Below are 13,358 nucleotides of genomic sequence, written 5' to 3'. Positions count from 1 at the left end.
GACCCAAAAGGCGAGACTGAAAAAGGAAGCATCTGGTGAATGCACCCTGAATCAGGTAGCCAAATTGAAACCAAGTGCCCAAATGCCAACGCCCCGGCATGGCCAGGGCGTTGGGGATAAGGCGGTAGGGCTTGGCTCGCGATCAGGCGTTCTGATCGAGAAATTGTGCTAGCTGAGACTTGGACTGTGCTCCCACCAGCGAGGCCACCTTGGCGCCAGACTTGAACAGCATCACGGTGGGGACACCGCGCACGCCGTGCTCAGAGGCAATATCGGGCGCATCGTCTACGTTCACGCTCACGACCTTCACATTGTCGGCACGCTCATCGGCGACTTCGTCCACTACCGGTGCCATCATCTTGCAGGGGCCGCACCAGGGTGCCCAGAACTTCAGCAGTACCGGTTTGTCGGACTTGAGAACTTCCTGCTCGAAATTGGCGGTGGTGACATCGACGTTGTTGGCCATGTAATTCTCCCGTTGCATTACGCGTTGAACGCGCGCTTCTTAAGCGTAGTCGGCAGATGGTAGCGGCCGCCAGGGCCGCTGGCAAATGCCTGATCCGCAATTACCCTGATAGCCAGATGCAATAATCTGGCCTTGTCACCGGGCTCTCGTGGAACTTTTTTATATGCTAGTCTTATAGCATAAAGTAATCATGCTACAGCATGTTATTGCTTGGCGGTATTAAAACTGTGAGCCGCTGGCTCGGTCAATGCGTGGGCATAAGGAGCGTTTCGGGGATGAAGCTGCAGCAACTGCGTTATATCTGGGAGGTCACCCGCCATAACCTCAATGTCTCGGCCACGGCGCAGAGCCTTTTTACTTCGCAGCCAGGCATTTCCAAGCAGATTCGTCTGCTGGAGGACGAACTTGGTATTGAGATATTTGCCCGTAGCGGTAAACACCTCACTCGCGTGACGCCCGCTGGTCAGGCGATCATTGACCTGGCGGGGCAGGTGTTGCGCACTACCGACAACATCAAGCAGGTCGCTCAGGAGCACAGTAACGAGCGCCGGGGTAGCCTGTCGATTGCTACCACGCATACCCAGGCGCGTTATGCGCTACCGCCGGTAATTGGTGAGTTTACCCGCAAGTACCCCGAAGTGGCGCTGCACATGCAGCAAGGAACACCCAAACAGATTGCCGAGATGGTAAGCGAGGGCCAAGCCGATTTCGCTATCTGCACAGAGTCCCTTGAGCTTTTCAACGATCTGGTACTGTTGCCCTGTTATCGCTGGAATCGCTGTGTGCTGGTGCCCAAGGGGCATCCGCTGGCCGAGGCCGGCAAGCTGACCCTCGAGGGGCTCGCCGAGTATCCGCTGGTCACCTATGTATTTGGCTTCACCGGCCGCTCACAACTCGACGATGCCTTCCGTGCCCAGGATCTCACGCCCAACGTGGTGCTGACCGCGGCGGATGCTGATGTCATCAAGACCTATGTGCGCCTCGGTCTTGGGGTCGGCATCGTCGCTCACATGGCGGTTGACCCCGAGGCTGATGGAGACCTGGTGGCGTTGGATGCCAGTCACCTCTTCGAGAGTTCGACCACCAAGATCGGCATTCGTCGCGGGACTTTCATGCGCGGCTTTATGTTCGACTTCGTTCAGGGATTCGCGCCGCATCTCGATCGCGATCTGGTCGAGGCAGCACTGGCAGCCGGGCCGCGCCACGACCAAGAGCTGTTTTCTGACATCACCCTGCCGGTACGCTGAGTTACCGACGTCGATCACCTTCGCCAGCTAAATACAGAAAGGCCCCGACAGCTTGTGCTGCCGGGGCCTTCTTGGATCTGTCTGTCGTCTTGGAGCGCTTGACGGGTCAGTGCTGGAGGTGCAGCCCGCACTCGCGCTTGTCTTCTACCTTGGTGGGGTCGAAGTAGTCAAAGTTGTTGGGCAGGTCGTGCTTTACCAGGTACTCATACATGTCCTTGGCGGTCCAGTTCAGCACTGGGGCGACCTTGATCAGGCCATCGTCGTTGACCGATACCGGCTGCATCTTGGCCCGCTCGGGCGTGTCTTCGGCGCGAAGGGCGGTCAGCCACACCTGCGGGGCCATTTCGCTCAGTGCACGCGAGAAGGGTTCCAGTTTTACCTCCTCGGTGAAGGCGGTATGACGCGGGTCGTCGATGGTTGGCATGGCGCCTTCCAGCGCTTCGCGGTGGGCCCGGGTACGCTTGGGCAGGTAACTTACCAGGTTCAGATTCAGCCGCTTGATGACGTCATCGGCAAAGCGGTAAGTCGCTTCAGTGTTATAGCCCGAGTCCATCCACACCACAGGGATATCCGGCTGGACCTGGGACACCATGTGCAGGATGACCGCCTCGAAGGGGCGGAAGTTGGTGGTGCAGATAGCATGTTTGTTAAGACTCAGCGCCCAGCGCGTCAGCGCCTCGGGGTCATGGCTGAGGTCGCGGTTGATAGCGTCGATGTCGAAGTCCATGGGGCCTCCTGAAATGATGGGGAACCGGTCAAATTCCGATGATGGCGTCACCCTAGCAAATCGCCAGCCTGGAGCCCCAATACCCATTGGTTCGGTTCTTATATAGCGAAATGATTGCCCCTGGAGGATGGTTAGAATCCTTGGTGCTAACCAGAGCCGGGATCTCGATGGCCTCACTGGGGGGCAATATCGCTCAGTGCCGTCAGCAGGTGACGGATCTTGTCCAGCGTCTCGGCGAATTCGGCGCTTTCCTCGGAGTCTGCGACCAGACCGCCGCCGCCCCAGAGGTGGAGTTGTCCGGCACTGGCTACCGCGGTACGAATGGCGATCGAGGTGTCCATGTGTCCGCGGTGGTCAATGTAGCCAAGGCTGCCGCAGTAGACGCTGCGTCGACTGGGCTCGAGTTCGTCGATGATCTGCATGGCGCGAATCTTTGGCGCGCCAGTGATCGAGCCGCCGGGAAAGGCGGCTGCCAGGATGTCGAGAGGGGTCTGGTCATTGGCAAGGCGACCCTCAACCACACTGACCAGGTGGTGCACGTTGGCGTAGCTCTCCAAACCGCACAGTTGCGGCACTCTAACACTACCCGGCGCGCAAGACCGTCCCAGGTCGTTGCGCAGCAAATCAACGATCATCACGTTCTCGGCGCGATCCTTGGCGCTGGCCTTGAGCTCATTGGCCAGGGCGGCATCCTGTTCGGGAGTATCGCCACGCGGGCGAGTGCCCTTGATCGGTCGTGCCTCGACACGTCCTTGGTGACATTGCAGGAACCGCTCCGGCGATAGTGATAGTACCGCCTTGTCCTCCCAGGCCATGTAGCCAGCGAACGGCGTGGGGGTTGCCTCACGGAGGTTCAGGTAGGCCTGCCATAAATCGCCCCGATAGGGGGCGCTGAAGCGCTGAGCCAGGTTGATCTGGTAGCAGTCTCCGGCATGGATGTAGTGCTGTACGGCGCGAAAACGCTCACCGTAGCCCTTCCGATCCTGCTCGCCCGCAAAAGGGGCCGTGATAGTAAAAGGGGTAATGGTCGGCGGTTCGATAGCCAGCCACGCTTCCACCTGGGCACGCCGTTTCTTGTCGGCGACCAGGAAGCTTTCGCCCCGGACATGATCCTGAATGATCGCCCAGTCATAGAGGCCTACGCGACTCCATGGTAGCTCCACTACATCCGTGGCCTTGCCGTGGATTGGCTCCAGGCAACGGCCGAAGTCGTAACTCCAATAGCCTATCAGGCCGCCGAGGAAGGGCAGATGGCTCTCTGGTGCCTCGACGTCAAGCTGAGATAGCAGTGATTTCTGGGCGGCGACCGGATCCCTGGGTAGTGGTGTGTCGCTATCGCTGCTTACCTCGCCGGTGGGGCTGACGCTCATCAGGGCTAGTGGTTCCGCACTAATGATGTCATAGCGCCCACCTGGGCCTTGAGGGCGCCCGCTGTCCAGCAATACAGCGCCGCGCCGCTCGCGCAAGGGAGCGAAGTAGCCCAGCGGGTCCTGCCGGTAGGGCAGTGGCGTGATTTCCATCGGTGAACTCATGGGGTGCGCTTTTCTTCAACGAGCGGCACATTCTAGGCCGCATGAGGCCGTTTGTCCCATCTCTCTCGACTTCAGCGTTGACGAAGGGGGAAGTGCTCGGCGCTACCCTGTCAACTCTGCTAACATTGTCGACAACGGCTTTTGCGCTCGCCTTTAGCCTTACGCCCAAAGGTGTAGTCGATGCGGAGTACATGCGTATTGACCCCGACGAGACGGCTGGCTAAAGTTCATCTCATCATCTAATTGTCGACAATTACTATGACAACCACCCCAGTGGATCTCGAAACCCCGGAAGTGCGTACCTTGGCGGAGCGGGTCTTCAATCAGTTGCAGAGCGCCATTGTGCGCGGAGACCTGGCGCCCGGCAGCAAAATTACAGAGCCCGGGCTGTCCAAGGCCTACGGCATTTCTCGCGGACCACTACGCGAGGCGATGCGCAGGCTTGAGACGCATCGCCTGATCGAGAGGGTGCCCCACGTCGGTGCTCGCGTGGTCAAGCTGTCGATGAAGGAACTGATCGAGCTGTTCGACGTGCGCGAGGCGCTTGAAAGCATGGCCGCACGGCTTGCTGCCGAACATATGACCGCGGAGGAGATCGCGGGCTTGCGCGAGTTGCTGGCCGTGCACGAGCGCCAGGCGGACCTGAGGCGCGGCGAAGCCTACTTTCAGCGGGAAGGGGATCTCGACTTTCATTACATGATCGTGCAGGGCAGTCACAACCGCATGCTGATGACGATTCTCTGTGACGATCTTTATTACCTGGTGCGGCTCTATCGCACCCAGTTCAGTGCCAGTGGCAGTCGGCCGCAGCGAGCCTTTGTCGAGCATCATCGCATTGTCGATGCCATTGAGGCCGGTGATGCCGAGCTTTCTGAGCTCCTGATGCGACGTCACGTCAGCGCATCGAGGGCGAATGTCGCCGAACGCTATGCGGCTATTCTCGACCAGGAACCCACCTCTACCCCATGACGGACGTCGCCCGGGGTACTTATCCAGACAGGAGATCACCATGACCACCTTAACCCCCGGTGCCCGCTTTCGTGCCGCTCTCGAGGCGCAGCGTCCGCTACCCATCCTGGGCACCATCAATGCCTATACCGCATTGATGGCGCAGCGGGTCGGTCATCAGGCGATCTACTTGTCTGGGGGAGGGGTGGCCAACGCCTCATTCGGGCTGCCTGACCTTGGCATGACCACCATGAACGATGTGGTCGAGGACGCGAAACGGATCACCGCTGCCACTGATCTCCCGTTGTTGGTGGACATCGATACCGGTTGGGGCGGTGCTTTCAATATCGAACGTACCGTCAAGGAGATGCAGCGCGCCGGCGTTGCAGCCGTTCACCTCGAGGATCAGGTGGCACAGAAGCGCTGTGGGCATCGCCCCAACAAGGCCATCGTCTCAAAAGAGGAAATGGTCGACCGCATCAAGGCCGCTGCCGACGCGCGTATTGATCCAGACTTCTACCTTATTGCACGAACCGATGCTTTCCAGAAGGAAGGGCTCGAGGCTGCCATCGACCGGGCCAATGCCTGTGTGGAGGTCGGCGCCGATGCCATCTTCGCCGAAGCCGTCCATAGTCTCGAGGACTATCGTGCCTTCTGCGACAGGGTAAAGGCCCCGATTCTTGCCAATATCACCGAATTTGGGGCAACACCGCTATTCAGCCAGCAGGAGCTTGGTGAGGTCGGCTGCCGGATGGTGTTGTATCCGCTGTCAGCCTTCCGTGCCATGAATGCGGCGGCTCTCAAGGTCTATCAGAGTATCCACGACAACGGGCATCAGCGTGACGTGGTCGACATCATGCAGACGCGCGATGAACTCTACGATTTTCTCGACTACCACCGCTTTGAGCAGAAGCTGGATGCGCTCTTTGCCGATAAAGAGCAGACCTGAGCCGTCCACGGTTGAGGACCTTCAGCATCACAACAATAAGCATAATCTCGATTACACGTCAGTAGGAGACACGACATGGCAGATAAACCCATCGGTGGTGCCGGCTTGAGAGGCCAGAGTGCCGGTGCCACGGCACTGTGCACCGTTGGTCATACCGGATCCGGCCTGACCTATCGCGGCTTCGACATCGAAGAGCTGGCCGAAAAGGCGAAGTTCGAGGAAGTGGCTTATCTGCTGCTCAAGGGCAAGCTGCCGAATCAGGCTGAGCTGGATGCCTATGTCGCCAAGCTCAAGGGATTGCGCGGCCTGCCACAGGCGCTGAAGAGCGTGCTTGAGCAGATTCCCGCCGACGCTCACCCCATGGACGTGATGCGCACCGGCGCCTCGATGCTTGGCAACCTGGAAACGGAAGAGAGCTTTGATCAGCAGCAGGACGTTACCGACCGCCTGCTTGCCGTCCTGCCGTCGATTATCTGCTACTGGTACCGTTTCACCCACGATGGCGTGCGCATCGAGACCGAGACCGATGACGCCTCGGTCGGCGGGCACTTCCTGCACCTGCTGCGCGATGAGCCAGCCTCCGAGTTGCACGCCCGGGTGATGAATGTCTCGCTGATTCTCTACGCCGAGCATGAGTTCAACGCCTCGACCTTCACCGCCCGCGTCTGTGCCTCCACGCTGTCGGACATGCACTCCTGCGTGACCGGCGCCATTGGTTCGCTGCGTGGCCCCTTGCATGGCGGAGCCAACGAGGCGGCCATGGCGATGATCGAGGACTGGCAGTCGCCTGAAGAGGCCGAGCGTGAGGTCATGGGTATGCTCTCCCGCCGCGACAAGATCATGGGCTTTGGCCATGCCATCTATCGTGAGTCCGATCCGCGCAACGCCATCATCAAGCACTGGTCCCAGAAGCTTGCCGAGGACGTGGGCGACAGCGTTCTATATCCAGTCTCCGAGCGTGTCGAGGCGGTCATGTGGCGTGAGAAGAAACTCTTCTGCAACGCCGACTTCTTCCATGCCAGCGCCTATTACTTCATGGGCATTCCCACCAAGTTGTTTACGCCGATCTTCGTCTGCTCGCGGGTCACCGGTTGGTGCGCCCATGTATTCGAGCAGCGTGAGAACAATCGCATCATTCGCCCGAGCGCCGATTATGTCGGCCCCGAGAAGAGCGAATGGGTGCCCATCGAGGAGCGTGACTGACGTGCCTGTCTGAGCCCCTGTCTTGATAAGGGCGGGGACAAGTCGAAGCGAGGGCCCTACGCCAGGAAAGGCGTCGGTAGCACCCAGGGATGGGTTCATAGTACCCGCGCAGGCTTGTTCCTGACTGGATAGCCGCTGCTATCGCCTTTTCTTCTGTCCCTGAACCGATGGTGCACGCCATGAACACGGATTACCGCAAGCCCTTGCCCGGCACATCGCTTGATTATTTCGACACCCGTGCGGCCGTCGACGACATAAAGCCCGGTGCCTTCGATACCCTTCCCTACACCTCGCGCGTGCTGGCTGAGCAGCTGGTGCGCCGCTGTGACCCGGCGATGCTGACCGATGCTCTCGAGCAGTTGATCGAGCGTCGGCGCGACCTGGACTTTCCCTGGTACCCGGCGCGGGTGGTGTGTCATGACATCCTTGGTCAGACGGCCCTCGTCGACCTTGCCGGCCTGCGTGATGCCATCGCCGAGAAGGGCGGTGACCCGGCCAAGGTCAACCCGGTGGTGCCGACCCAGCTGATTGTCGACCACTCCCTGGCCGTCGAACACGCCGGCTTCGAGAAGGACGCCTTCGAGCAGAATCGCGCCATCGAGGACCGTCGTAACGACGACCGCTTCCACTTCATCAACTGGACGAAGACCGCGTTCAAGAATGTCGATGTCATTCCGCCCGGCAACGGCATCATGCACCAGATCAATCTGGAGAAGATGTCGCCGGTGGTGCAGAAGCGTGATGGCGTGGCCTTCCCGGACACCTGTGTGGGCACCGACAGCCACACCCCCATGGTCGACGCCCTGGGCGTGATCTCCGTCGGCGTGGGTGGCCTCGAGGCCGAGAGCGTGATGCTGGGTCGCGCCTCCATGATGCGCCTGCCCGACATCGTCGGCGTGAAGCTTACCGGCCGGCTGCAGCCCGGTATCACCAGCACCGACATGGTGCTGGCGCTGACCGAGTTCCTGCGCCAGCAGCGCGTGGTCGGCGCCTACCTGGAGTTCTTCGACGAGGGTGCCGAAGCGCTGACCGTGGGCGACCGTGCCACCATCTCCAATATGACGCCCGAATACGGGGCGACGGCGGCGATGTTTTACATCGATGGCCAGACCATCGATTACCTGAAGCTCACCGGTCGTGATGACGATCAGGTGGCGCTGGTCGAGCAGTACGCCAAGACCGCAGGCCTGTGGGCCGACAGCCTGACGGATGCCGAGTACGAGCGCATGCTCACTTTCGATCTGTCCTCGGTCACTCGCACCCTGGCGGGTCCTTCCAATCCGCATGCCCACCTGCCGACCTCCGAGCTCGCCAAGCGCGGCATTGCCGTGAACCTGGACAAGGCACAAGAGGAAGAAAAGGCAGGCAAGTTACCCGATGGCGCGGTAATCATCGCCGCCATCACCAGCTGCACCAACACCAGCAACCCGCGCAACATGGTGGCGGCCGGTCTGATCGCCCGTAATGCCAACCAGCTGGGGCTGACACGCAAGCCCTGGGTGAAGAGCTCCCTGGCACCGGGTTCCAAGACCGTGAAGATGTATCTGGAAGAAGCCGAGCTGCTGCCCGAGCTCGAGGATCTCGGCTTTGGTGTGGTGGCTTTCGCCTGCACCACCTGCAATGGCATGAGCGGTGCCCTGGATCCGACAATCCAGCAGGAGATCATTGATCGCGATCTTTATGCCACTGCGGTGCTCTCCGGTAATCGTAACTTCGATGGCCGCATCCACCCCTATGCCAAGCAGGCTTTCCTGGCCTCGCCACCGCTGGTGGTGGCTTACGCCATTGCGGGCACCATCCGTTTCGACATCGAAAAGGATGCCCTCGGCTACGATCAGGACGGCAACCCGGTCACGCTGAAGGATATCTGGCCTGCCGACGAGGAGATCGATGCCATCGTCAAGCAGAGCGTCAAGCCGGAGCAATTTCGGGCCACCTATATTCCGATGTTCGATGTGGACAAGGGCGCGAGCACAGAGGTCAGCCCGCTCTATGAATGGCGTCCCCAGAGCACCTACATCCGCCGTCCTCCTTACTGGGAAGGCGGTATGGTCGGCGAGAAAATGCTCAAGGGCATGCGGCCGTTGGCGGTGCTGCCGGACAACATCACCACTGATCATCTATCCCCGTCCAACGCCATCATGCTGGACAGTGCGGCGGGCGAGTACCTGGACAAGATGGGCCTGCCCGAGGAGGACTTCAATTCCTACGCGACCCATCGCGGCGATCACCTCACCGCTCAGCGCGCCACCTTTGCCAACCCCAAGCTCTTCAACGAGATGGTGCGGGACGAGGACGGCAAGGTGAGGCAAGGCTCGCTTGCACGCATCGAGCCGGAAGGCCAGGTCACGCGCATGTGGGAGGCCATCGAAACCTACATGGAACGCAAGCAGCCGTTGATTATTATCGCCGGTGCCGACTATGGCCAGGGATCGTCACGTGACTGGGCGGCCAAGGGCGTGGCGCTTGCGGGTGTCGAAGCGATCGTCGCCGAAGGCTTTGAGCGTATTCACCGCACCAACCTGGTCGGCATGGGGGTGATGCCGTTGCAGTTCGAGGAGGGCACCACCCGCCACACGCTGCAACTGGACGGCACCGAGATCTATGATGTGGAGGGAGTGCCGGCACCGCGCGCTACCCTCGAGCTGGTGATTCACCGCCAGACGGGTGAGGTCGACCGGGTACCGGTCATCTGTCGCTTGGATACCGCTGAAGAGGTGTCCATCTACTCGGCTGGCGGCGTGTTGCAGCGCTTTGCTCAGGACTTTCTTGAATCCAGCGAGGTCGCCTGAGGAGGCTGCATGATCCACCATCCGCAGATAAAGGTGCCCGCCACCTATATGCGAGGCGGCACCAGCAAGGGTGTGTTCTTTAAACTCACCGATCTGCCTGACACTGCCCAGGTCCCCGGGGAAGCCCGCGACCGGCTGCTGTTGCGAGTGATCGGCAGTCCCGACCCTTACCAGAAACAGATCGACGGTATGGGGGGGGCGACCTCCAGCACCAGCAAGACCGTGATTCTCTCCAGAAGCGAAAGCCCCGACCACGATGTCGACTACCTCTTTGGCCAGGTCTCCATCGACAAGGCCTTTGTCGACTGGAGCGGCAACTGTGGCAACCTCTCTGCGGCGGTGGGCCCCTTCGCTATCAGTAATGGCCTGATAGATCCCGCGCGCATCCCGGAAAATGGCGTGGTTGAGGTGCGTATCTGGCAGGCCAACATCGGCAAGACGATTCTCTCGCGGGTGCCGATCACTGACGGCCAGGTGCAGGAAACGGGCGACTTCGAGCTCGATGGCGTGACCTTCCCGGCCGCTGAGGTGCCCGTGGCCTTCAAGGATCCCGCCGACGGCGAAGGCGCCATCTTTCCCACCGGCCAGCTGGTCGATGACCTGGAAGTGCCGGCCGACGTAGTGGCGGGTGGCGTCATCAAGGTGACGATGATCAATGCCGGCATCCCCACGGTATTTGTTAATGCCGCCGATCTCGGTTACACCGGCAGCGAGCTTCAGGAAACGATCAATGGCGATCCTCGGGCACTAGAGATGTTCGAGTCTATCCGCGCCCATGGGGCCCTGCGCATGGGGTTGATCAAGGAACTGGGCGAGGCGGCCAACCGGCAGCACACCCCCAAGGTGGCCTTTGTGGCGCCGCCGGCGAGCTACACGTCATCCAGTGGCAAGGTGGTCGAGTCAAGCGAGATTGATCTTCTGGTACGGGCCCTCTCCATGGGCAAGTTGCACCACGCCATGATGGGCACCGCGGCAGTCGCTATCGCCTCGGCGGCGGCCATCGAGGGCACGCTGGTCAACCTGGCGGCCGGCGGCGGCAAGCGCAATGCCGTCACCTTTGGCCACCCCTCCGGTAGCCTGCGGGTCGGCGCCCAGGCGAGCCTGGTAGAGGGTCGCTGGGTCATTGACCAGGCGCTGATGAGCCGAAGTGCCCGGGTGCTGATGGAAGGCTGGGTGCGAGTACCCGGCGACAGCTTCTGATCACTGGTGGGGGAACGGACGCCTCGGGTCGCCGCTCTCAACTCAAGGGCCGGGGGGCGTTTTCTATAGTGAGGGGTACACCTACAGGTTCGAGAAAGGAGCAGGCGCATGACGACGACCGTGGAAACCAACGTGCGTCCGGACTACGACGACGAGCTGCAGAAGATCGCCGACTACGTGCTCGGGTTTACGGTCGAGAGCGATGAGGCACTTCAGACAGCTCGTCACTGCCTGATCGATACCCTGGGCTGCGGCCTGCTGGCCCTGCGTTTTCCAGAGTGCTTAAAGCACCTGGGGCCGGTCGTCGAAGGCACTGTGGTGCCCCATGGGGCCCGTGTACCCGGCACTCCCTTCCGGCTGGATCCAGTCAAGGCGGCCTGGGATATCGGGGCCACCATTCGCTGGCTTGACTACAACGATACCTGGCTGGCTGCCGAGTGGGGCCATCCCTCCGACAATCTGGGGGGCATTCTGGCCGTGGCCGATCACCTCTCCCAGAAGCGTGTCGCCGATGGCCGTACGCCACTGACGATGCGTGCTGTCCTTGAGGCCATGATCATGGCCCATGAGATACAGGGCGTGATCGCGCTGGAGAGCTCCCTCAATAGAGTGGGGCTCGATCATGTCATGCTGGTCAAGGTGGCCTCCACCGCCGTGGTGGCAAAGCTGATGGGCGCCGACCGCGAGCAACTGCTCTCTGCGCTATCGCATGCCTTTGTCGATGGTCAGAGCCTTCGCACCTATCGTCATGCCCCAAATGCCGGTTCGCGCAAATCGTGGGCCGCGGGGGATGCTACTTCAAGGGCTGTGCAGCTGGTCGATATCGCCATGCGTGGCGAAATGGGGATCCCCGGGGCGCTTAGTGCACCACAGTGGGGGTTCTATGATGTGCTGTTTTCGAAGACCAACAAGGAGCAACGGATTAAACCCGAGGGCGAGCGAAAGCTCACCTTCAGCCAGGATTTTGGCACCTATGTGATGGAAAACGTGCTGTTCAAGATATCCTTCCCGGCGGAGTTTCACGCCCAAACCGCCTGCGAAGCCGCTGTTACGCTGCATCCGCAGGTCAGCAATCGGCTCGCCGACATCGATAAGATAGTGATTACCACTCATGAGTCAGCGATTCGTATCATCTCCAAGGTAGGGGCTCTTGCTAATCCAGCGGACCGTGATCACTGCCTGCAATATATGACGGCCGTCCCCTTGGCGTTTGGCTGGCTAAGTGCCGAGCATTACGAAGATGCCTTTCATCGTGACCATCCGGTCATAGATGAGCTGCGCGACAAGATGGAAATCGTCGAGGATGAACGTTACACCCGCGAGTATCTCGAAGCGGACAAGCGCTCTATCGCCAATGCCATTCAGGTGTTCTTCAAGGATGGCAGCAAGACCGAGCAAGTTGCCGTCGAGTATCCTGTCGGGCATCGTCGGCGCCGGGAAGAGGGGATACCGTTGCTTGAAGAGAAGTTCAAAGCCAACCTGGCGACCCGATTCGCGCCGCGTCGCTGCGACGACATCTTTCGTCTGTGCAAGGAACAGGCACGCCTGGAGGCCACGCCGGTTCATCGCTTCATCGACCTATTCATGATCTAAGCCTGCTGATTGATCAGCGCTTTCAGCTCCTGTTACAGGTATTCGAGGCGAATCGCGAAGGAGAAGTGATCGACCTTGATGGCTTGCCAAGGGCCTATCGTCGCCGGCGGTAGTAAAGAACGCCGCAGGTGCTAGCCGAACCTCATGCTCTCGAGCGCTGGCCGAGACCTTCTGGAAAACGCCATCTTCGCGATCGGTTGGGTGTTGTACGGTGTACAGGCATTAGAATGTCACCTTGATGTCTTAGCAGATAATCCATCTGGTACGAGTCTTTTGCTCTGGCTACCCTTAGGGGCCGAAGCAGCGTTACGTGGATCATCGTGATGCTCGGTGACTCTGAATAGAGGTGTAGAAAAGTCCTTGCGTAGCTCCGCGATAGTCCGTAGAGTACGCATCCGCTGCCGCCGACGAGCAAACGTCGGAAGCGGTGTAGGGTGTTGGAAGCACTTGTTTTCGTTAAGGTTTTTCGGTTCGCTTGAATCGATCGGCATTGACAAGACAGCCGGAAACGGTAAAATGCCCCTCCACTCGATCGGCGTTCAACTCGCCGCTGGTTTGCCCGGTCATCTACGGCAAGCGCTAACAGCAAGGGTTGACATTTACTGCCGATTCAGTAGAATACGCCTTCCTCGCAGGGCGCCGGCCGAACGGCCAGGCAGATGCGGGATGCTCCACTCTTTATAGAGCCCGGAGCTGCTCTT

General features: G+C 60.1%; 10 protein-coding genes. 7 read left to right on the top strand and 3 right to left on the bottom strand.

The window, feature by feature from the left end; translation table 11 throughout:
* Positions 1 to 142: 142 nt before the first annotated feature.
* Positions 143 to 466 carry a thioredoxin gene (gene trxA, locus HF027_RS13255; protein ID WP_136252959.1) on the bottom strand — a complete coding sequence of 108 codons (324 nt, stop codon included), beginning with the start codon at positions 464 to 466 and terminating at the stop codon, positions 143 to 145.
* A 275-nt stretch (positions 467 to 741) separates the two neighbouring features.
* On the opposite strand from trxA, the gene cysB reads away from it, so the two are divergent.
* Positions 742 to 1,713, top strand: a complete 972-nt coding sequence (gene cysB / locus HF027_RS13250; protein WP_168016450.1) for an HTH-type transcriptional regulator CysB — start codon at positions 742 to 744, stop codon at positions 1,711 to 1,713.
* Positions 1,714 to 1,819: 106 nt separating this feature from the next.
* Here the strand turns inward: cysB and HF027_RS13245 are convergent, their stop codons facing one another.
* The gene (locus HF027_RS13245) at positions 1,820 to 2,440 is read right to left on the bottom strand and encodes a phosphoadenosine phosphosulfate reductase domain-containing protein (protein WP_168016447.1); all 621 of its coding nucleotides are present in this window, start codon (positions 2,438 to 2,440) and stop codon (positions 1,820 to 1,822) included.
* Positions 2,441 to 2,613: 173 nt separating this feature from the next.
* Positions 2,614 to 3,972 (bottom strand): aminodeoxychorismate synthase component I, encoded by a 1,359-nt coding sequence (gene pabB / locus HF027_RS13240; protein ID WP_168016445.1) that lies wholly within the window; start codon positions 3,970 to 3,972, stop codon positions 2,614 to 2,616.
* 258 nt (positions 3,973 to 4,230) lie between these two features.
* On the opposite strand from pabB, the gene HF027_RS13235 reads away from it, so the two are divergent.
* The 6 genes from HF027_RS13235 (at position 4,231) to prpD (ending at position 12,657) form a co-directional block, all read left to right on the top strand.
* Entirely contained in the window at positions 4,231 to 4,941 is a 711-nt protein-coding gene (locus HF027_RS13235; RefSeq protein WP_168016443.1) for a GntR family transcriptional regulator, read from the top strand.
* Positions 4,942 to 4,981: 40 nt separating this feature from the next.
* Positions 4,982 to 5,869, top strand: a complete 888-nt coding sequence (gene prpB / locus HF027_RS13230) for a methylisocitrate lyase (protein WP_168016441.1) — start codon at positions 4,982 to 4,984, stop codon at positions 5,867 to 5,869.
* Between the two features lie 75 nt (positions 5,870 to 5,944).
* Entirely contained in the window at positions 5,945 to 7,072 is a 1,128-nt protein-coding gene (gene prpC, locus HF027_RS13225; protein ID WP_168016439.1) for a bifunctional 2-methylcitrate synthase/citrate synthase, read from the top strand.
* A gap of 179 nt (positions 7,073 to 7,251) precedes the next feature.
* Complete coding sequence (gene acnD, locus HF027_RS13220) at positions 7,252 to 9,864, top strand: Fe/S-dependent 2-methylisocitrate dehydratase AcnD (protein WP_168016436.1); 2,613 nt, start codon at positions 7,252 to 7,254, stop codon at positions 9,862 to 9,864.
* A 9-nt stretch (positions 9,865 to 9,873) separates the two neighbouring features.
* Positions 9,874 to 11,064 (top strand): 2-methylaconitate cis-trans isomerase PrpF, encoded by a 1,191-nt coding sequence (gene prpF, locus HF027_RS13215; protein WP_168016434.1) that lies wholly within the window; start codon positions 9,874 to 9,876, stop codon positions 11,062 to 11,064.
* 108 nt (positions 11,065 to 11,172) lie between these two features.
* Entirely contained in the window at positions 11,173 to 12,657 is a 1,485-nt protein-coding gene (gene prpD / locus HF027_RS13210) for a 2-methylcitrate dehydratase (RefSeq protein ID WP_168016432.1), read from the top strand.
* The last annotated feature ends 701 nt before the right edge of the window (positions 12,658 to 13,358 follow it).

It is taken from the genome of Halomonas salinarum (genome assembly GCF_012062845.1).
GTDB classification, from domain to species: Bacteria; Pseudomonadota; Gammaproteobacteria; order Pseudomonadales; family Halomonadaceae; genus Onishia; species Onishia salinarum.
Note: the sequence above shows the minus strand (reverse complement) of the source record. Positions and strands in the feature narration are given on the sequence as shown.

What these genes read in the sequence shown, in the direction of transcription:
- trxA (WP_136252959.1), bottom strand. Translation starts at nt 466, where the DNA reads ATGGCCAACAACGTCGATGTCACCACCGCCAATTTCGAGCAGGAAGTT.
- cysB (WP_168016450.1), top strand. Translation starts at nt 742, where the DNA reads ATGAAGCTGCAGCAACTGCGTTATATCTGGGAGGTCACCCGCCATAAC.
- HF027_RS13245 (WP_168016447.1), bottom strand. Translation starts at nt 2,440, where the DNA reads ATGGACTTCGACATCGACGCTATCAACCGCGACCTCAGCCATGACCCC.
- pabB (WP_168016445.1), bottom strand. Translation starts at nt 3,972, where the DNA reads ATGAGTTCACCGATGGAAATCACGCCACTGCCCTACCGGCAGGACCCG.
- HF027_RS13235 (WP_168016443.1), top strand. Translation starts at nt 4,231, where the DNA reads ATGACAACCACCCCAGTGGATCTCGAAACCCCGGAAGTGCGTACCTTG.
- prpB (WP_168016441.1), top strand. Translation starts at nt 4,982, where the DNA reads ATGACCACCTTAACCCCCGGTGCCCGCTTTCGTGCCGCTCTCGAGGCG.
- prpC (WP_168016439.1), top strand. Translation starts at nt 5,945, where the DNA reads ATGGCAGATAAACCCATCGGTGGTGCCGGCTTGAGAGGCCAGAGTGCC.
- acnD (WP_168016436.1), top strand. Translation starts at nt 7,252, where the DNA reads ATGAACACGGATTACCGCAAGCCCTTGCCCGGCACATCGCTTGATTAT.
- prpF (WP_168016434.1), top strand. Translation starts at nt 9,874, where the DNA reads ATGATCCACCATCCGCAGATAAAGGTGCCCGCCACCTATATGCGAGGC.
- prpD (WP_168016432.1), top strand. Translation starts at nt 11,173, where the DNA reads ATGACGACGACCGTGGAAACCAACGTGCGTCCGGACTACGACGACGAG.